This is a genomic window from Streptococcus pseudopneumoniae (genome assembly GCF_001068775.1).
In the GTDB taxonomy this organism is placed as follows: domain Bacteria; phylum Bacillota; class Bacilli; order Lactobacillales; family Streptococcaceae; genus Streptococcus; species Streptococcus pseudopneumoniae_N.
Map to the genome: position 1 here is coordinate 12,729 of NZ_JWAJ01000027.1, position 17,436 is coordinate 30,164.

At 38.2% G+C, this 17,436-nt stretch carries 21 protein-coding genes; 17 read left to right on the forward strand and 4 right to left on the reverse strand.

Annotated features, from left to right (window positions below; genetic code table 11):
- Positions 1-25: 25 nt before the first annotated feature.
- Positions 26-673 carry a PAQR family membrane homeostasis protein TrhA gene (trhA, locus tag ADF68_RS01055; protein ID WP_049548270.1) on the reverse strand — a complete coding sequence of 216 codons (648 nt, stop codon included), beginning with the start codon at positions 671-673 and terminating at the stop codon, positions 26-28.
- Entirely contained in the window at positions 663-1,118 is a 456-nt protein-coding gene (locus tag ADF68_RS01060; protein WP_049548271.1) for a DUF1836 domain-containing protein, read from the reverse strand. The genes trhA and ADF68_RS01060 overlap by 11 nt, the downstream gene beginning before the upstream one ends.
- Before the next feature lie 134 nt (positions 1,119-1,252).
- On the opposite strand from ADF68_RS01060, the gene ADF68_RS01065 reads away from it, so the two are divergent.
- From ADF68_RS01065 to trxB, 7 genes are all read left to right on the forward strand, one after another.
- Entirely contained in the window at positions 1,253-1,753 is a 501-nt protein-coding gene (locus ADF68_RS01065) for a GNAT family N-acetyltransferase (RefSeq protein WP_049548272.1), read from the forward strand.
- A complete protein-coding gene (locus ADF68_RS01070) occupies positions 1,746-2,258 on the forward strand; it encodes a methylated-DNA--[protein]-cysteine S-methyltransferase (RefSeq protein ID WP_049548273.1) in 513 nt (170 codons plus the stop codon). Before ADF68_RS01065 ends, ADF68_RS01070 begins: the two co-directional genes overlap by 8 nt.
- Before the next feature lie 12 nt (positions 2,259-2,270).
- Complete coding sequence (locus ADF68_RS01075) at positions 2,271-2,627, forward strand: Spx/MgsR family RNA polymerase-binding regulatory protein (protein ID WP_049548274.1); 357 nt, start codon at positions 2,271-2,273, stop codon at positions 2,625-2,627.
- A 156-nt stretch (positions 2,628-2,783) separates the two neighbouring features.
- Positions 2,784-3,584: an amino acid ABC transporter permease gene (locus ADF68_RS01080; protein ID WP_045762916.1), complete on the forward strand. Its 801-nt coding sequence runs from the start codon at positions 2,784-2,786 to the stop codon at positions 3,582-3,584.
- Entirely contained in the window at positions 3,584-4,327 is a 744-nt protein-coding gene (locus tag ADF68_RS01085) for an amino acid ABC transporter ATP-binding protein (protein ID WP_049548275.1), read from the forward strand. Before ADF68_RS01080 ends, ADF68_RS01085 begins: the two co-directional genes overlap by 1 nt.
- A 79-nt stretch (positions 4,328-4,406) precedes the next feature.
- Entirely contained in the window at positions 4,407-4,631 is a 225-nt protein-coding gene (locus ADF68_RS01090) for a DUF4059 family protein (RefSeq protein ID WP_000960970.1), read from the forward strand.
- A 65-nt stretch (positions 4,632-4,696) separates the two neighbouring features.
- Positions 4,697-5,608 carry a thioredoxin-disulfide reductase gene (gene trxB, locus ADF68_RS01095; protein WP_049548276.1) on the forward strand — a complete coding sequence of 304 codons (912 nt, stop codon included), beginning with the start codon at positions 4,697-4,699 and terminating at the stop codon, positions 5,606-5,608.
- 183 nt (positions 5,609-5,791) lie between these two features.
- On the opposite strand, the gene rlmB is transcribed toward trxB, so the two are convergent.
- A complete protein-coding gene (rlmB, locus tag ADF68_RS01100) occupies positions 5,792-6,520 on the reverse strand; it encodes a 23S rRNA (guanosine(2251)-2'-O)-methyltransferase RlmB (protein WP_049548287.1) in 729 nt (242 codons plus the stop codon).
- Between the two features lie 44 nt (positions 6,521-6,564).
- Entirely contained in the window at positions 6,565-7,176 is a 612-nt protein-coding gene (def, locus tag ADF68_RS01105) for a peptide deformylase (RefSeq protein ID WP_001272934.1), read from the reverse strand.
- A gap of 160 nt (positions 7,177-7,336) precedes the next feature.
- On the opposite strand from def, the gene ADF68_RS10275 reads away from it, so the two are divergent.
- The 10 genes from ADF68_RS10275 to ADF68_RS01165 form a co-directional block, all read left to right on the forward strand.
- Positions 7,337-8,656, forward strand: coding sequence for a CapA family protein (locus ADF68_RS10275; RefSeq protein ID WP_075230677.1), 1,320 nt, complete (start codon positions 7,337-7,339; stop codon positions 8,654-8,656).
- Positions 8,657-8,677: 21 nt separating this feature from the next.
- A complete protein-coding gene (locus ADF68_RS01120; protein WP_049548277.1) occupies positions 8,678-9,505 on the forward strand; it encodes an HAD family hydrolase in 828 nt (275 codons plus the stop codon).
- A gap of 1 nt (position 9,506) precedes the next feature.
- A complete protein-coding gene (locus ADF68_RS01125; RefSeq protein ID WP_049548278.1) occupies positions 9,507-10,142 on the forward strand; it encodes an SGNH/GDSL hydrolase family protein in 636 nt (211 codons plus the stop codon).
- Between the two features lie 525 nt (positions 10,143-10,667).
- Positions 10,668-11,375, forward strand: a complete 708-nt coding sequence (locus ADF68_RS01130) for a glucosamine-6-phosphate deaminase (protein WP_049548279.1) — start codon at positions 10,668-10,670, stop codon at positions 11,373-11,375.
- 437 nt (positions 11,376-11,812) lie between these two features.
- Positions 11,813-11,989 carry a 30S ribosomal protein S21 gene (gene rpsU / locus ADF68_RS01140; RefSeq protein ID WP_000048054.1) on the forward strand — a complete coding sequence of 59 codons (177 nt, stop codon included), beginning with the start codon at positions 11,813-11,815 and terminating at the stop codon, positions 11,987-11,989.
- Between the two features lie 129 nt (positions 11,990-12,118).
- A complete protein-coding gene (gene hprK, locus ADF68_RS01145; protein ID WP_049548281.1) occupies positions 12,119-13,054 on the forward strand; it encodes an HPr(Ser) kinase/phosphatase in 936 nt (311 codons plus the stop codon).
- A complete protein-coding gene (gene lgt / locus ADF68_RS01150; RefSeq protein ID WP_049548282.1) occupies positions 13,047-13,835 on the forward strand; it encodes a prolipoprotein diacylglyceryl transferase in 789 nt (262 codons plus the stop codon). Before hprK ends, lgt begins: the two co-directional genes overlap by 8 nt.
- Before the next feature lies 1 nt (position 13,836).
- On the forward strand, positions 13,837-14,220 hold the full coding sequence (locus ADF68_RS01155) for a DUF948 domain-containing protein (protein ID WP_049548283.1): 384 nt from the start codon (positions 13,837-13,839) through the stop codon (positions 14,218-14,220).
- A 15-nt stretch (positions 14,221-14,235) separates the two neighbouring features.
- The gene (locus tag ADF68_RS01160) at positions 14,236-14,631 is read left to right on the forward strand and encodes a YtxH domain-containing protein (protein ID WP_049548284.1); all 396 of its coding nucleotides are present in this window, start codon (positions 14,236-14,238) and stop codon (positions 14,629-14,631) included.
- A gap of 469 nt (positions 14,632-15,100) precedes the next feature.
- Positions 15,101-17,436, forward strand: a 2,336-nt coding sequence (locus ADF68_RS01165; RefSeq protein WP_049548285.1) for a YSIRK-type signal peptide-containing protein, incomplete at its 3' end; no start/stop codon positions are given.

Sequence of the window (17,436 nt, forward strand, 5' to 3'; positions counted from 1 at the left end):
GTCGAGATTTTGTCTCGACCTATTTTTACATGTAATAAACAATAGCAATGTATTGGAGAGCGGAAGCTGCCAGAATGAAGAGGTGCCAGATCATGTGGAAGTATGGTTTCTTCTTAGCATAAAAACCAGCACCAACTGTATAGCAAAGCCCACCTGATACCATAAGAGTCCAAAAGATTGGATTTGTTTGACTGATGATTGCTGGTAGAATAGCCACAACTAGCCAACCCATGATGAGGTAGAGTATCAGACTAAATTTTTCATTGACTTTTTTGGCAAATATTTTATAAAGAATACCCAAAATAGTTGTTCCCCACTGAATGGCGATAATCAGATAACCAAACCAGTTATTCATCAAGGTCAAAACGACAGGAGTATAAGAGCCAGCAATGGCAACATAAATCATGGAATGGTCAATGATACGTAATACATATTTATGGGTTGAGCCATAAGCCATAGAGTGGTAGATAGTAGAAGATAAGAACATGAGAAAGAGGCTAATGACAAAAATAGAAACGCCAACAGATGATAAAAGGTCATGTTCCTCGTAACTATAAGTAGAGGAAATAGGAAGTAAGATGAGCATCATCAATGCCCCTACAGCATGGGTGACACTGTTTGCTATTTCTTCTCCAAAACTAAGGCGCTTGCTAAGTTTAAAACTAGTATTCATTTGTTTCCTCCTCTTCATTTTCTGTATAGACTAGTGCTAGTGTTTGATGATAAAGTTTGACCGTTTGACAGCTCGCTTGAATGATTGGATTAGCTGGGTCTAGGTCTTCATTCATATAGTCCACAAAAGCATTGTAAAGTTCTTTTGAGTTAGTCTCTGTGTGTAGGGTATTAAGGGTTTGAGCAATTTCTTGGATAGAAAAAACAGACTTTAGAGTCGTTATCGCAATCAAGCGAGCAATTTGCTGGCGTTGATATTTTTTCTTGTGTGGCTTTGTCAGATAGCCGTGTTTGACATAGTTATTGACCATAGACGCCGTTAAGCCTTTCTCTTTAGTAAGAGAAATAGGGGAACAAACTTTATTCACATAAAGTAGGACCTGATCCAAATAGAGATCAATGTTTGGAATTTCGTCCCATTCTGGGTAGGAAAAAGTAGTTTTCATTTCCAACTCCTGCTTATCTAGTTTTAATAACTAGATTATAAAATAATAGAAATAAAAAGTCAAGTTTTAACTGCTTGTAGAAAGCCTTAAATTATGCTATGATGAGAGAAACTAGTCAGAAAAGAGGAGATAAGATGGAAATTCGTTTAGCCTTTCCAAATGAAGTTGATGCAGTAATGAAAGTAATTGAAGATGCTAGAAAAACTCTAGCCAAAGCTGGTAGAGACCAATGGCAAAATGGTTATCCCAATGCTGATATTATCATCGATGATATCATCTCAGGTCAAGCTTATGTAGCCCTAGACGAAGGTGATCTCTTAGCCTATGCGGCAGTGACTAAGAGCCCAGAATCTGCCTATGAAGCTATTTATGAAGGCAAATGGCAAGGAGGAGAGACAGAGTATCTAGTTTTTCATCGTATTGCTGTGGCAGCAGATGTTCAAGGGCAAGGGGTAGCGCAGACCTTCTTGGAAGGCTTGATTGAAGGCTTTGATTACCTAGATTTTCGTTCAGATACGCACGCTGAAAATAAGGCTATGCAACATATCTTTGAAAAGCTTGGCTTTAAAAAGGTTGGGAAGGTTCCAGTAGATGGAGAACGCCTAGCCTATCAAAAATTAAAATCCAATGCCTAAAAAGTATGCAAAAATGCTCTATGTTTCTCCCATAGGGGAGCTCTCACTTGTTGCTGATGACCACTACTTGCTTGGCATTTGGTTTCAAGGTCAGAAACATTTTGAGAGAGGTTTGGAAGCTGGGTGTATCGTTGATGTTCCAAGCCATCCAGTTTTGAACCAAGTTGCTTCTTATTTGGATAGCTATTTTTCAGGACAAGTTCAAGACCTATCTGAGCTTCCTCTGGCTCCGATTGGAAGTGAATTTGAAAAGAAAGTTTGGTCTTATCTACGGGAAATACCCTTTGGGCAGACAGTTACTTATGGTCAAATAGCTAAGGACTTGCATGTAGCTTCTCCTCAAGCTATCGGAGGAGCTGTAGGCCGAAATCCTTGGTCTATCCTCGTACCTTGTCACCGCGTACTCGGTTCCGGCAATCGCCTGACGGGCTTTGCTTCAGGAATTGAGAAGAAGGCTTGCCTATTGAAGCATGAAAATGCAACATTTAAAGAGAAGAAAGAATAGAAAGAGAAGAAAATGTTAGAATTTATCGAATATCCAAAATGTACAACTTGTAAAAAAGCCAAAAAGGAGTTAGATCAACTCGGACTAGAATATAAGGATGTTCATATCGTAGAAGAGACTCCGAGCGAGGAGGTCATTTTAAATTGGCTTGAAACTTCTGGATTTGAGTTGAAGCAATTTTTCAATACCAGTGGAATTAAATACCGTGAACTGGGCTTAAAAGATAAGGTTGGGACTTTATCCAATAAAGAAGCAGCCAAACTCTTGGCCGGTGATGGTATGTTATTAAAACGTCCAATATTAGTGGAGAATGGTGTTGTTAAACAAATTGGCTATCGTAAAACCTACGACAACTTGGATTTGAAATAGTTTTTTTCTATCTCCTTGATAGGTAAAATATATAACCTCACACTTTTAAAGTATGATAAACTAGTAGGTAGACAAAGTCTCTTCTGCACGTAGCAAATATTTTAAATCTAGGCAGAAGTATGATAGAATGATTCATTATCAGGAGAGGATGTTTCTATGAATGTTACAACACTTTTAGCATCAGATTGGTACCAAAACTTGATGCAGTATATTCCAGACGGTAAACTGTTTAGTTTTCGTTCTGTCTTTGATGGGATTCCAAGAATTGTACAACAATTGCCAACAACATTGATGTTGACAGTGTTTGGTGCTTTTTTTGGTATCATCTTGGCCTTGGTTTTTGCTATTGTAAAAATTAATCGCGTTAGAATTCTTTATCCATTACAAGCATTCTTTGTTAGTTTCTTAAAAGGGACACCAATCCTAGTGCAGCTGATGTTGACTTACTATGGAATTCCTCTGGCATTAAAAGCGTTGAATCAACAATGGGGAACTGCTTTTAATATCAATGCGATTCCGGCTGCAGCTTTTGCCATTGTAGCTTTTGCTTTTAACGAAGCAGCTTACGCTAGTGAAACTATCCGTGCCGCTATTCTTTCTGTTAATCCTGGAGAGATTGAAGCTGCTCGTAGTCTTGGAATGACACGTGCACAAGTTTATCGTCGAGTCATTATTCCAAATGCAGCGGTAGTAGCGACTCCAACCTTGATTAACTCCCTAATCGGTTTGACTAAGGGGACTTCCCTAGCCTTTAGTGCGGGTGTTGTAGAAGTCTTTGCCCAAGCTCAGATTTTGGGCGGTGCCGACTACCGTTACTTCGAACGTTTCATCTCAGTTGCCCTTGTATACTGGGTGGTAAATATCGCTATTGAAAATCTTGGTCGCTTTATTGAGAGAAAAATGGCAATCGAAGCACCAGATAATGTGAAAACAGATGTGAAAGGAGACCTTCGCTAATGATTAAGATTTCAAATTTAAGCAAATCCTTTTCAGGTCAAACCGTCTTGGATCATCTGAATTTAGATATTCAAAAAGGGGAAGTAGTTGCTTTGATTGGTTCATCTGGAGCAGGAAAATCTACCTTTCTTCGTAGCCTAAATTATCTGGAAACACCTGATAGTGGAAGCATTCAGATTGATGACTTTAAAGTTGACTTTTCTCAAATTACTCAAGATGAGATCTTGACTCTTCGTCGCAAGTTGTCCATGGTGTTCCAACAGTTCAACTTATTTGAACGTAGAACAGCTCTAGACAATGTCAAGGAAGGTTTGATAGTTGTTAAAAAACTTTCCGACCAAGAAGCAACTAAGATTGCTAAAGAAGAGTTGGCTAAGGTTGGTCTTTCTGATCGTCAACAGCACTATCCTCGCCACTTATCAGGTGGACAAAAACAACGGGTAGCTTTGGCGCGTGCTTTAGCCATGAAGCCAGCAATCTTGCTCTTGGATGAACCTACTTCAGCTCTTGATCCAGAATTAGTTGGTGAGGTAGAAAGATCTATTGCTAATGCTGCCAAATCAGGTCAAACTATGATTTTGGTCAGTCACGATATGTCCTTTGTTTCTCAGGTAGCCGATAAGGTTTTATTCTTGGATAAAGGAAAGATTATTGAGTCTGGAACACCAGATGAGATTATCAATCATCCTAAAGAAGAACGAACAAAAGAATTCTTTGCTAGTTACAAACGGACCTATATTTGATATAATAGAAGATAAGAAAGACTCAGTTGGCTAGGCTAACTGGGTTTGCTCTTTAAAATTAATAGAAATGAGAGAGAGCATGCTAGTTCAGCTATTTGCTTTGTATTTAGAGAGTTTAGTGTTGACAATTCTACTGGTCTTGATTATTTTGGGACTCTGGATTGGACTTAGAGCTCTGTCGGGGGTTGACAAAACTGCTAAAGCACGTCAAGCCCATCTCTACGATATGATTATGATTGGAGTTTTAACAATTCCAGTATTGTCATTTGCAACCATGAGCATCTTGTTGGTTCTCAAGGCTTAATAGTTGTAAAATGGGATTTAATTCGTTAGAATAAAAATAGTTACAACAAGAAAGAAGGAAAGAGAATGTACGATACGATTATTATTGGTGCAGGTCCTGCTGGGATGACTGCAGCCTTGTATGCAGCACGCAGTAATCTGAAAGTTGCTTTGATTGAAGGTGGACTTCCTGGTGGTCAAATGAATAACACCTCTGACATTGAAAACTATCCAGGTTATGCCAATATCAGTGGTCCTGAATTAGCAGAAAAGATGTTTGAACCTCTTGAAAATCTGGGTGTTGAGCATCTCTATGGCTTCGTTGAAAATGTTGAGGATCATGGCGAATTCAAAAAAGTCGTAACAGACGACCAAGTTTATGAAACTCGCACAGTTATCGTAGCGACTGGTTCCAAACACCGTCTCTTGGGAGTTCCAGGTGAAGAAGAACTCAATAGCCGTGGTGTTTCTTACTGTGCGGTTTGTGATGGAGCCTTTTTCCGCGACCAAGATTTGTTGGTTGTAGGTGGAGGTGACTCAGCAGTTGAAGAAGCAATCTTCTTAACACGGTTTGCAAAATCTGTAACTATCATTCACCGTCGTGATGAGCTTCGTGCTCAAAAAGTCTTGCAAGATAGAGCTTTTGCCAATGAAAAAATCAATTTCATTTGGGATTCTGTTGTCAAAGAAATCAAGGGTGAGAACCGTGTAGAGTCAGTTGTCATTGAAAATGTGAAAACAGGACAAGTGACAGAACAAGCCTTTGGTGGTGTCTTCATCTATGTTGGATTGGACCCTGTTAGTGACTTCGTCCAAGAGTTGCAGATTCGAGACCAAGCGGGTTGGATTGTGACAGACGACCACATGAAAACAAGCGTTGCAGGTATTTTTGCTGTTGGTGATGTTCGTCAGAAAGACCTTCGTCAAGTTACAACTGCAGTTGGAGATGGCGCTATTGCAGGTCAAGAGGCCTATAAATATATTACTGAACATAGTTAAAAAGGAGGTGGGACAGAAATCGATAGACAAAGTCTCGATTTCGTAGTCCCAGCCCCGAGAGGATGATTAGGAGCTTTTTGGAGTCCAAAAGACGAACAAAAAGTTCAATCAGCTATCGCGTCAAAGTTTGATTGCTAATAAAAAGGGGAGGTCGGGATCTTTTGTCCCAACCTCCCCTTTTTATTAGAGTCGATTTCTAAAGACTTCGTACATGAGAATGGCAGCAGCAACACTGGCATTGAGGCTCTGTACGTGACCATTCATAGGAATGGTAATCATCTCGTCTACTTGTTTCTTGATGTTGCTTGAAATACCTTTGCCTTCATTTCCGATGATGAGAGCAATCTTTCCTTTGGTATTCCATTTGTTGCAAGGAGTTCCATTCATATCAGTACCGAATGTCCAGAAGCCTTCATCCTTGAGTTTGTCCAAGGTTTGACTGAGATTAGTGACTCGGGCAATAGGAACGTGTTCAATCGCACCTGTTGCTGTTTTTGCAACGACAGGAGTGACGCCGACAGCTCGGTGTTTGGGAATGATGACACCTGAAACATTAGTTGCATCCGCTGTTCTCAAGATAGAACCGAGATTATGTGGGTCCGTTAAACCATCAAGGATTAGTAGTAGTGGGTTTTCTTCCTGGCGTGTTTTAGCAAGAATTTGCTCAAGTTCAGTGTAGGCAAATTCAGAAACGCGCAAGACAAAACCTTGGTGAACAGCTCCTTCAGTCATCTCAGAAAGTGATTTTTTAGAAGTCCAAGAAATGGATACTTTCTTTTCAGTAGCCAATTCCTTAACTTTTTCCACATTCTTTCCTCGTAAATCTTCCTGAAGATAGAGTTTGTTTCCAGTATTTGCTAAAAGAGCTTCTGTGACGGCATGTACACCGTAGACAATATCGTTTGTTTTCATATCTTCATTATAACACAAAATCCCGTCTTGCAACGGGATTTTCTTTATTCAAGAATGAGCAAACCATCTTTAACTTCAAATGGGTCTTTTTCATTGATACGATCGTAGAACATAATGCCATTTAAGTGGTCAATTTCGTGTTGAACTACAATAGAGTTATAGCCCTTAAGTTTGATGCGGTGCTTTTCTCCATTCTTATCAAAATAGTCGACAGTTACTCGAGCGTGGCGGATAACATAACCTGGAACAGCACGGTCAACAGATAAGCAACCTTCCCCTTCGCCTAGAGCAGCATCTTGGACTGAATGTGAGACGATTTTAGGATTGTACATTACAGCTTGTAAGTCATAGGCTTCCTGAGGTGTTTCGCCATCCTCAGTGATATTTGGTACCAGTACGGCGATGATGCGTTTTGAGATATCCAGCTGTGGTGCAGCAAGCCCAACACCTCCACGTAGACCTAATTTTTCAGCCATAACAGGATCTTGCGAGTGTTTCAAAAATTGCATCATTTTTTCTCCAAGAATGATATCTTGGTCGCTCAAGGGGAAAGAGACCTCTTCGGCAACGGCACGAAGAGTAGGGTTCCCTTCGCGGATAATATCTTTCATATCGATTAAATGAGCAGCTTTGGTAATTCGTTCTATAGCAGACATATTCTTTCCTTTCCTTCCATTACAATTACATGATAACACAAAACAGATGAGAAAGAAAGTCACAGAAGTTGCTAAAAAATAATATAATAAAAGGAAATACCTATTTGTCTGTGGTATAATAGAATAAGAAATATGACTTTAAAATTATGGGAGAAAAGTTATGGAACAACGTAGTAGTAGAAGAAAAAATGGTCCCGTTTTACAAGCTATTAGAAATACTGTTCGGTTTTTCAGGAACTATAAGCAGTGGAATAATCGCACTTTTATTGTGGTCTTGTTAACTTCGGTAGTTATCTCGATGATGCTTACTTTATTAGTAGAAGGAGCTCGAGGGATTTCTTTAAGCAGTAGTGATCCAAGTTCCACACACCAACAGTCAAGTTCTCAGGCAAAGAATGCAGAGACGGAACAAGAAACGAGTGCGCGTATCATGGCAAATGGTGATTTGCTCTATCATGACATTATCTACATTTCAGCCAAAAAATCAGATGGCACCTATGATTTTCATGATAATTTTGAGTATGTAAAACCTTGGCTTAAGCAAGCAGACTTAGTTCTTGGTGATTTTGAAGGAACTGTAAATAAAGACCATTATCTTGCAGGCTATCCCTTGTTTAATGCGCCTGGTGAAGTCATGGACGCTATAAAAGATGCGGGCTATCAAGTGCTAGACTTGGCTCACAATCATATCTTAGATTCTCAGATTGAGGGCGTGGTTTCAACTGCAGATGCTATTGAAAAGGCAGGAATGACGCCGGTCGGGGTCTATACCCATGAATCCCGAGATAAGGCACCTTTACTTATCAAGGAAGTTAATGGTATTAAAGTTGCTATTTTAGCTTATTCCTATGGTTTTAACGGCATTGAACAAAGCATTTCTCAAGAGGATTATAATCGTTATCTTTCAGACTTAGACGAAGATAAAATGAAGGCTGAAATTGAACGAGCAGAGAAGGAGGCGGATATTACAATTATCATGCCTCAGATGGGAGTTGAGTATCAAATTGAGCCGACTGAGGAGCAAAAGAAACTTTACCATAAAATGATTGATTGGGGAGCTGATATTATCTTTGGTGGTCACCCTCACGTTGTTGAACCAGCTGAAACGGTTGAAAAAGACGGTGATAAAAAGCTTATCATCTACTCTATGGGGAATTTTATCTCAAATCAACGGATTGAAACCATGCAGGATGTTGAAAATGCCAAGTGGACGGAACGTGGAGTCCTCATGGATGTGACTATTAAGAAGAAATCCGGAAAAACGACTATTGAGACGGCTCAAGCTCATCCAAGTTGGGTGAGTCGTACTCCAAAGGGAGGCTATTCTCCGGAAGGCTACCCACTCTATCTTTATCAAACCTATATCTTGGAAGATTTTATAGAGGGCGGGAAATACCGAAGTCAGTTAGACGAGGCCACCAAGGAACGGATTGATACAGCCTATAAAGAAATGAACGAGCATGTAGGTTTGAAGTGGTAGTGACATTAAAAGAGGAGCAAGATGGATATTAAGATAATAGCGACGGATATGGACGGTACTTTGTTGGATCCTCAAGGACAACTGGACCTACCTCGACTAGAGAAAATTTTAGATCAGTTAGATCAACGTGGCGTTCGTTTTGTCATTGCAACGGGAAATGAAGTTCATCGAATGCGACAATTATTGGAGCATTTAGCAGAGAGAGTCGTTCTTGTGGTTGCTAATGGTGCTCGTATATTCGAAAATGATCAATTGATTCAAGCTCAGACTTGGGATGATGCTATGGTTGATAGAGCTTTAGCTCATTTTAAAGGCAGAGAGTGCCAGGATCAGTTTGTCGTAACTGCTATGAATGGTGGATTTGTCAAGGAAGGCACTGTCTTTACCGAACTTGATAAATTCATGACTCCGGAGATGATTGAGAAATTCTATCAAAGGATGCACTTCGTCGATGAATTTGACTCTAAACTCTTCGGTGGTGTTCTCAAGATGAGTATGGTTGTTGGTGAAGAACGATCCGATTCGGTTTTACAGGAAATCAATGACTTATTTGATGGGCATGTGCGAGCTGTTTCTAGTGGATATGGTTGTATTGATATCTTACAAGATGGGATTCATAAGGCTTGGGGCTTAGAAGAATTGCTCAAACGTTGGAATTTAAAACCTGAACAAATCATGGCTTTTGGAGACAGTGAAAATGACATTGAAATGTTAGAGTTGGCAGGTATTTCTTACGCAATGGAAAATGCAGAGGATAGAGTCAAGGAAATTGCGACAGAAGTAGCGCCAGCAAACAGTCAGGCAGGGGTTTACCAAGTTTTAGAAAACTGGCTAGAAGAAGGAGAATAACTTGGCAGTACAACTATTAGAAAACTGGCTCTTAAAAGAGCAAGAGAAAATTCAAACCAAGTATCGTGAACTCAATCAAATTGCAGTAATCGAACCAGATATCATCTTTATTGGAGATTCTATTGTTGAGTATTTTCCCTTGCAAGAATTACTAGGGACAACAAAGACCATTGTGAATAGAGGGATTCGTGGTTATCAGACCGGACTTTTACTAGATAACCTTGATGCCCACCTCTATGGTGATGCAGTGGATCAAATTGTACTTTTGATTGGGACAAATGACATTGGAAAAGATATTCCAATGAGTCAAACGCTGACCAATCTCGAGAGTGTGATTCAAACCATTTCTCGTGATTATCCACTGTCACAGATAAAGCTAGTTTCCATCTTGCCTGTCAATGAAGGTGAGGATTTTAAACAGACAGTGTATATTCGTACCAATGAGAAAATCAAGGCGTGTAACCAAGCCTATCAAGACCTAGCCTCTGCCTATATGCAGGTTGAATTTGTGCCTGTTTTTGAGAACTTACTAGATCAGAAAGGTCAACTTAAGTCAGACTTCACAACAGATGGCCTTCACCTCAGCGTCTCTGGTTACCAGGCTTTATCAAGTACTCTAAAAAAATATATTTTCTAGGTTCAGTATAGATGAACAAGATTTTTTATGATTAATATTTTTGGTAAAATAAATATGTTGCTAATATTATTAAAAAAATTCTCTCAATGCTAGCGATCTCATGTTAGTTGATGATACCATTCACCTGTCGGAGGATATACTAAATAATAGACCTTGAAAGTATAGTGAAGTGAAATAAAATCTGGATAAATTGATTAAGGAAGTCAAATCAATTTCTAGCAATGTTTTAGAAGTCACAGTGCACTATTCTGTATGCAATCTACTATCTGCTCTTCATTTGATAAGTCGATACAATAAAAAGCTCCATAATATCTATAGGAATTTGCCTATTACAAATATTATCGAGCTTTTTTTGGCTCTTTCCTACTATTTGTCAAGTCTATCAAGATTTTAAGAATCAAATGAGACAAGACAGTAGCTATTTTGAGCCTACTGTCATATTTTCAACGAAAATAAATCGTTTTCACTTGACAAAAATTGGTCTATACCATATAATGAATATAGATTGAAACGGAGGATGAAAAGATGAAAGTTATTCAAGTGGAAAATCCAATTGAAGGTGGAAAAGTTGCTTTTGATATCTTAAAAGAAAAATTGGAAAACGGTGCACAAACATTGGGACTTGCAACAGGAAGTAGCCCTTTGGAATTTTACCAACGAATCGTTGATAGCGATCTTGATTTTTCAAATCTTACAAGTGTGAACTTGGATGAGTACGTAGGTCTTGATGGGGACAATCCTCAATCATACCGTTACTTTATGCAAGAAAATCTATTCAACAAGAAACCATTTAAAGAAAGTTTCTTGCCACGTGGTGTCAAGGATAATGCAGAAGCAGAAGTAGAACGCTACAACCAAATTCTTGCTGACCATCCAGTTGACCTACAAATCTTAGGAATTGGTCGCAATGGTCATATTGGCTTTAATGAACCAGGCACACCATTTGATAGCCAAACTCACCTTGTAGAGCTTGACCAGTCTACAATCGAAGCTAACGCGCGCTTCTTTGAGAAGATTGAAGATGTTCCAACACAAGCTATTTCAATGGGTATTAAGAACATTTTGGATGCTAAGTCTATCCTTCTCTTTGCTTATGGTGAATCAAAAGCAGAAGCTATCGCTGGAACTGTTGAAGGTCCTGTGACAGAAAGTCTTCCAGCAAGCAGCCTGCAAAACCATCCAGATGTGACCATTATCGCAGATGCAGCAGCACTCAGCTTGTTAAAGAAATAAGATTTTTATCATTAAAGACCATTCGATCCTATGGATTGGGTGGTTTTTTGGTTTGGATATATTTCAAATATGATAAGGGATGAAAATCAAAATTTTTTGTATTTTTTACATGACGAAGACAAATTTGATTGTTCTGCACTTTCTGCTTTATGTCAGTATTTAGCAAATCTGGAAGCTATTAGTTTAGGTCAAGTAAAGGATCTATTTCTGATCTACCGTCAGATTATTGGGAGTACCTAGACCACATGGGGGTAGAAATTAAAAAATTAAGTGTTCGTTTAGAACAAACTTTAGAAGTGGAGAACTAGGCTAGACATAATGGTAAAATCTTGTAAATTTTAAATGGAATGATTTGGGAGAATTTCATTTTTTTCTTGACAATTTTCTTTATTCCGTGTAAAATAGAATAGATCTTGAACTTGAAGGGAGTGAAAAAAATGTCTAAAACAGTAGTACGTAAGAATGAATCTCTTGACGATGCTCTTCGTCGTTTCAAACGTGCAGTTACTAAAGCTGGTACTCTTCAAGAAACACGCAAACGTGAATTCTATGAAAAACCTTCTGTAAAACGTAAACGTAAGTCAGAAGCAGCTCGTAAACGTAAAAAATTCTAATTAATAAGAAAGGCTAGAGTAATCTAGTCTTTTTTGCTTTAAATAAATCCTATAAATCCTGCAAAATTCTGAAACTTCCTACTACAATTTGATATAATAGAGGGAAGAACTTGATTGAAGGAGAAAATTATGTCAGTTTTAGTCAAAGAAGTGATTGATAAGCTCAGACTAGACATTGTCTATGGTGAGCCTGAATTACTTGAAAAGAAAATCAATACTGCGGATATTACGCGACCAGGGCTTGAAATGACGGGGTATTTTGACTACTATACTCCAGAGCGGATTCAACTTTTGGGAATGAAAGAGTGGTCTTATCTGATTAGTATGTCTTCTCATAACCGCTACCAGGTTTTGAAAAAGATGTTTCAACCAGAAACACCTGCAGTTATTGTTGCGCGTGGTTTAGTAGTTCCAGAGGAAATGCTAAAGGCTGCTAGAGAATGTAAAATCGCTATTTTAACGAGTCGTACAGCAACAAGTCGTCTGTCTGGGGAATTGTCAAGTTACCTAGATTCTCGTTTGGCTGAGCGTGAAAGTGTACATGGTGTCTTGATGGATATCTATGGTATGGGTGTGCTCATTCAGGGTGACAGTGGTATTGGTAAGAGTGAGACAGGTCTAGAACTCGTGAAACGAGGACACCGTTTGGTAGCTGATGACCGTGTAGATATCTTTGCTAAGGATGAAATGACTCTCTGGGGTGAACCAGCTGAAATCTTGAAGCATTTACTTGAGATTCGTGGTGTTGGTATTATAGATGTGATGAGTCTTTATGGTGCCAGTGCAGTTAAGGATTCTTCACAAGTTCAGTTAGCTGTCTATCTAGAAAATTATGACACGCAAAAGACTTTTGATCGCCTAGGTAATAATGCTGAGGAGTTGGAGATTTCTGGAGTAACCATTCCACGTATCCGCATTCCTGTAAAAACAGGACGTAATATTTCTGTCGTTATCGAAGCAGCAGCGATGAATTATCGTGCTAAGGAAATGGGCTTTGATGCTACTCGATTGTTTGAAGAAAGATTGACAAATCTGATTGCAAAGAACGAGGTGAAAGATGATTGATCCAATTGCTTTTCAAATTGGCCCTTTAGCTGTTAGATGGTATGCACTCTGCATTGTTTCAGGTCTTGTTTTAGCGGTATACCTTGCCAGTAAAGAAGCGCCTAAAAAGAAGATTTTATCTGATGATATTTTGGACTTTATCTTAATTGCCTTTCCTTTATCCATCATTGGTGCTAGACTCTACTATGTTATTTTTAGATTTGATTATTATAGCCAACATCTGGGAGAGATTTTTGCTATTTGGAATGGTGGCCTTGCGATTTATGGCGGTTTAATTACTGGAGCGATTGTTCTCTATATCTTTGCTGATCGCAAATTAATCAATACTTGGGATTTCTTAGATATTGCAGCTCCGAGCGTCATGATTGCTCAGAGTTTAGGGCGTTGGGGAAACTTCTTTAACCAAGAAGCTTATGGAGCAGTCGTTGAAAATCTTGATTACTTACCTGATTTTATTAAGAATCAGATGTATATTGATGGCTCATACCGCCAACCAACCTTTTTATACGAATCTATCTGGAATCTGATCGGTTTTGCCTTGATTGTCATTTTTAGACGCCGATTAAAGAATATCCGTCGTGGTCATATTACTGCCTTTTATCTAATTTGGTACGGATTTGGACGTATGATTATCGAGGGCATGCGTACGGATAGTCTCATGTTCTTTGGGCTTCGAGTATCTCAGTGGTTGTCTGCGCTATTGATTGGCCTTGGTATTTATATCATTTTTTATCAAAATCGGGAAAAAGCACCATTTTATAATGTAAAAAAGGAGAATTAAAATGTTAGAAGTGGCTTATATTATTGTGGCAATTGCCTTGGTTGTATTTTTAGTTTATCTGATTATTACCCTTCAAAAAGTTGGTCGTGTAATTGATGAAACTGAAAAAACTGTTAAAACTTTAACATCAGATGTAGATGTAACTCTTCATCAAACAAATGAATTGCTTACAAAGGTCAATGTTCTGGTTGATGATATCAACGTTAAAGTGGCAACGATTGCCCCCCTCTTTACAGCAGTGGCTGATTTGTCTGTTTCTGTATCAGACCTTAATGATCAAGCGCGTGTTTTGAGCAAGAAAGCTTCATCAGCTGGTTCAAAAACACTCAAGACTGGTGCAAGTCTGTCAGCTCTTCGTCTTGCAAGTAAATTTTTCAAAAAATAAAAAAGGAGTAAGCTAATGGGTAAACTATCATCTATCTTTCTAGGAACTGTTTCAGGTGTTGCTGCAGCCTTGTTTCTAACAAGTGACAAAGGAAAACAAGTTAGAAGCCAAGCACAAGAATTTTTAGAAGATCTAAAAGAAGATCCTGAGTATGCTAAAGAGCAGGTTTGTGAAAAATTAACGGATGTCAAAGAACAAACCAAAGAATTTGTTCTTAAAACAAAAGAGCAGATTGAATCTGGGGAAATTACTCTTGACACTGTTCTTGATAAAGCAAAATATCATGCTCAACAAGCGACTGAAGCTTCAAAAGAAACCTTGAATCATTTTAAATCACAACTGGAAGAGAAAGTAGTTGTGGAAGAAAAAGAAAATGGTCAAGAAATTGTCATCGAGCTTCAAGAAAATTAACATAGAATCACCATTTCTTGGTTTTCTAGAGAATCAAGAATGGTGATTTTTTTCCTTTAATGAACTCTTTGTGATATAATGGCAGTATAGAAAGTGCAATATTTAGATTTCTTTCTTAATTTACTGAAATTTTAACAGCAAGTTATTGATCTTCATATGGATGGGGAAATGTACCTAGATGATAAAAGAGAAAAAGATAACCTTGTTATTTTTTACAGAGTTGTTTGGAAGTCTAAAATTAGCGGTTCTGTCCGTAACCTAAATAACACGCCTGATTAACAGGGGGACTGGGTTTAGCTATTACAACAAATAGTTATTTAAAGATTGAAAGGATTTAAAATGTGATGTATTAAAGTAGAGTAAACTTCCTAAATTTTAGGAAAATAAAAAAGTATGATTTTGTTAACAGAAAATGTTGACACCTTCTATATTATATATAGAAATGATAGTTAAAAAGGAATTGGGTAACATGAAAGATATCTTTAATAAACGCCAACGTTTTTCGATTCGAAAGTTTTCTGTTGGAGTGGCATCTGTACTAATAGGGGTTTCCTTATTTGCTCCAACTCAAGGAGTCTTAGCTTCTACGGAAAATAATAATGATAATAATACAGGGATAGAAGTTAATTCTGAAACTGACAATTCTCTGCCGACTGTGGAGATCAAAGAAGAAGCTCAAAGTATCTCAGAACATCGAAACAATGCTTCTTCTGAGATAGATGCTAAAGAGATTTCAACAGTAGCTACAAAAGAGACAGTTCTAGATACTTCCGGTGGTAAGGAAAATATCAATTCGACGGCAACTACTTTGGTGGCTGGTGAAGACAGATCAAGTGCTCCAGAGGTTAGAGCAGCATCAAATCCTACTGAGATTAAAAAATATGAATTGACTGAGGAAGATGCTAAAAAAATCAAAGCAGGAATAATCGGTTCAGAAGGTGATCAACTGGATAGTTTGTTAGTTAATGGTCCCAAGTTAAATCCAGAAGGTTATACAGATGATGATTACTTGAAGGATAAAGAAGAAGTTTATATATATGAAAAAAATGGTAAAAAGTATGTAGGTTATAATAGTCATCCGTTACTAGAGGATACTGATGGTGATGGGATTATTGATAGTGACGAAAAGCCAGATGAAAAATTAAAATGGAATGTAAGTGAACGTGATATGATTATGTTCATGGAATTGGCTTACCGTGACGATAAGTACATTGACAGAGTACTGGATCATAAGAGACCTTTAACAGAAGCAGAGTTATACAAAAAGAAAGGTGAAAGTAAACCACGCTATGAATATATGATGATGAATAGGGAATTGGGACCTTATTGGGAAAGAAAGAAAAGTTATCATACATCCAGTGGACTTGATGCTGTATTATTTGAGACTAAGAGCGATTTCTTATATTTACCAAATGGAACTGCCCAGGTACTAGCATTTCGTGGGACTAGTGATTCTAAAGATATAGGTGCTGATATAACACTTGGAACAGGGAGTAATCCTAAACAGGCGATAGAAGCAGAAGAAATTATGCGTGAATTAGCTAAGGATAAGAGTATCACCAACCTTTATCTAACAGGACATTCTCTGGGAGGATATTTAGTACAACGGGCAATGGTTGAAGCCTATCAGTTGGCATATTCTGACAGCAGAGTCATGTCTACTAAAGAACAGCTGGCTTATAGAAACTTTTATAATAATGTATTAAAAAAAGGGACGACATTTAATGCTCCAAAAGTGAGGACAGGTCTTCTCTCATCATCTGCGTTTTGGCAAAAAGGTTTAGATAGCAAAAACATAGCTAAGTCTGGGAAAATGACACATTATATAGTTAATAATGATTCTACTATAGGAAAAAGTGTCAGTAATGATAGTGATGTTGTTATAAATGTTGGGGATACAAAAGGAGGGCATAGTTCCCGTTCTTATTTTGAAGCCGATATGATTAATAGACGACCAGAGTTTATTTCTGGGAAACGAATTTCCTTAGATGGGATAGGTTTTCAAAATCCTAAGATTACTACAGCGAAGTCTCTAGAAAAATTTGGAGAAACTACTGTATATAGTAAACGCGGAGATGACATCATTAAGTCAACAACTGTTAGTATAAAGGATCCTGATACAGGACAGATTACTAAAAATACACTTGATGAAATGTTCAAGAAAGATGGTGCGAAGGACAAAGTAGAAACAACAGAAATCCCATCATCTAAGAAATACGTAAAAGATGATACACGCGAAAAAGGACAAGATAATGTTGAAGCACCTGGAAAAACTGGGAAACAGACGGTAACAACAACTTATAGTGTAAATCCTAAAACTGGAGATCTTATTAAACATGTAGGACAACCAATAGTTAAGCAACCGGCAATAGAAACAGTTGTCAAAGTCGCAGCCAAGGATGAAGTAGAATACATTAAAAAAGGAGACGACGTTGTTAAGAAGACAACGAGCTACACAGTAGACTCAAAAATTGGCAGTCTTACTTCGGCTGAGAAGGAAGAAGTAGTCAATAGAGGGGGCGCGAAGGATATAGTTGAGTATAATTCAGTTGAACCCAAACCAGTTTATTTAAAAGATGAGAACAGTCCAAAAGGTACTGTTACCGTTCAATTTCCAGGGAAAGCAGGACAAACTAAAGTCACCACAACCTATAGCGTAAATCCAGTAAATGGAACCCTAACTCCATCAAAAGGCAAACCAGAAGTCGTAACTCTAACAATAGCTAGAGTTGTAAAAGTGGGAGCGAAGGACAAAGTAGTAGAAACGCCAATTGAACCTGAAGTTGAGTATGTTAAAGATGTTGA

What these genes read in the sequence shown, in the direction of transcription:
- ADF68_RS01155 (WP_049548283.1), top strand. Translation starts at nt 13,837, where the DNA reads ATGTTAGAAGTGGCTTATATTATTGTGGCAATTGCCTTGGTTGTATTT.
- ADF68_RS10275 (WP_075230677.1), top strand. Translation starts at nt 7,337, where the DNA reads ATGGAACAACGTAGTAGTAGAAGAAAAAATGGTCCCGTTTTACAAGCT.
- trxB (WP_049548276.1), top strand. Translation starts at nt 4,697, where the DNA reads ATGTACGATACGATTATTATTGGTGCAGGTCCTGCTGGGATGACTGCA.
- ADF68_RS01075 (WP_049548274.1), top strand. Translation starts at nt 2,271, where the DNA reads ATGTTAGAATTTATCGAATATCCAAAATGTACAACTTGTAAAAAAGCC.
- ADF68_RS01160 (WP_049548284.1), top strand. Translation starts at nt 14,236, where the DNA reads ATGGGTAAACTATCATCTATCTTTCTAGGAACTGTTTCAGGTGTTGCT.
- ADF68_RS01130 (WP_049548279.1), top strand. Translation starts at nt 10,668, where the DNA reads ATGAAAGTTATTCAAGTGGAAAATCCAATTGAAGGTGGAAAAGTTGCT.
- ADF68_RS01080 (WP_045762916.1), top strand. Translation starts at nt 2,784, where the DNA reads ATGAATGTTACAACACTTTTAGCATCAGATTGGTACCAAAACTTGATG.
- ADF68_RS01070 (WP_049548273.1), top strand. Translation starts at nt 1,746, where the DNA reads ATGCCTAAAAAGTATGCAAAAATGCTCTATGTTTCTCCCATAGGGGAG.
- rlmB (WP_049548287.1), bottom strand. Translation starts at nt 6,520, where the DNA reads ATGAAAACAAACGATATTGTCTACGGTGTACATGCCGTCACAGAAGCT.
- trhA (WP_049548270.1), bottom strand. Translation starts at nt 673, where the DNA reads ATGAATACTAGTTTTAAACTTAGCAAGCGCCTTAGTTTTGGAGAAGAA.
- hprK (WP_049548281.1), top strand. Translation starts at nt 12,119, where the DNA reads ATGTCAGTTTTAGTCAAAGAAGTGATTGATAAGCTCAGACTAGACATT.
- rpsU (WP_000048054.1), top strand. Translation starts at nt 11,813, where the DNA reads ATGTCTAAAACAGTAGTACGTAAGAATGAATCTCTTGACGATGCTCTT.
- ADF68_RS01065 (WP_049548272.1), top strand. Translation starts at nt 1,253, where the DNA reads ATGGAAATTCGTTTAGCCTTTCCAAATGAAGTTGATGCAGTAATGAAA.
- def (WP_001272934.1), bottom strand. Translation starts at nt 7,176, where the DNA reads ATGTCTGCTATAGAACGAATTACCAAAGCTGCTCATTTAATCGATATG.
- ADF68_RS01090 (WP_000960970.1), top strand. Translation starts at nt 4,407, where the DNA reads ATGCTAGTTCAGCTATTTGCTTTGTATTTAGAGAGTTTAGTGTTGACA.
- ADF68_RS01060 (WP_049548271.1), bottom strand. Translation starts at nt 1,118, where the DNA reads ATGAAAACTACTTTTTCCTACCCAGAATGGGACGAAATTCCAAACATT.
- ADF68_RS01120 (WP_049548277.1), top strand. Translation starts at nt 8,678, where the DNA reads ATGGATATTAAGATAATAGCGACGGATATGGACGGTACTTTGTTGGAT.
- ADF68_RS01085 (WP_049548275.1), top strand. Translation starts at nt 3,584, where the DNA reads ATGATTAAGATTTCAAATTTAAGCAAATCCTTTTCAGGTCAAACCGTC.
- lgt (WP_049548282.1), top strand. Translation starts at nt 13,047, where the DNA reads ATGATTGATCCAATTGCTTTTCAAATTGGCCCTTTAGCTGTTAGATGG.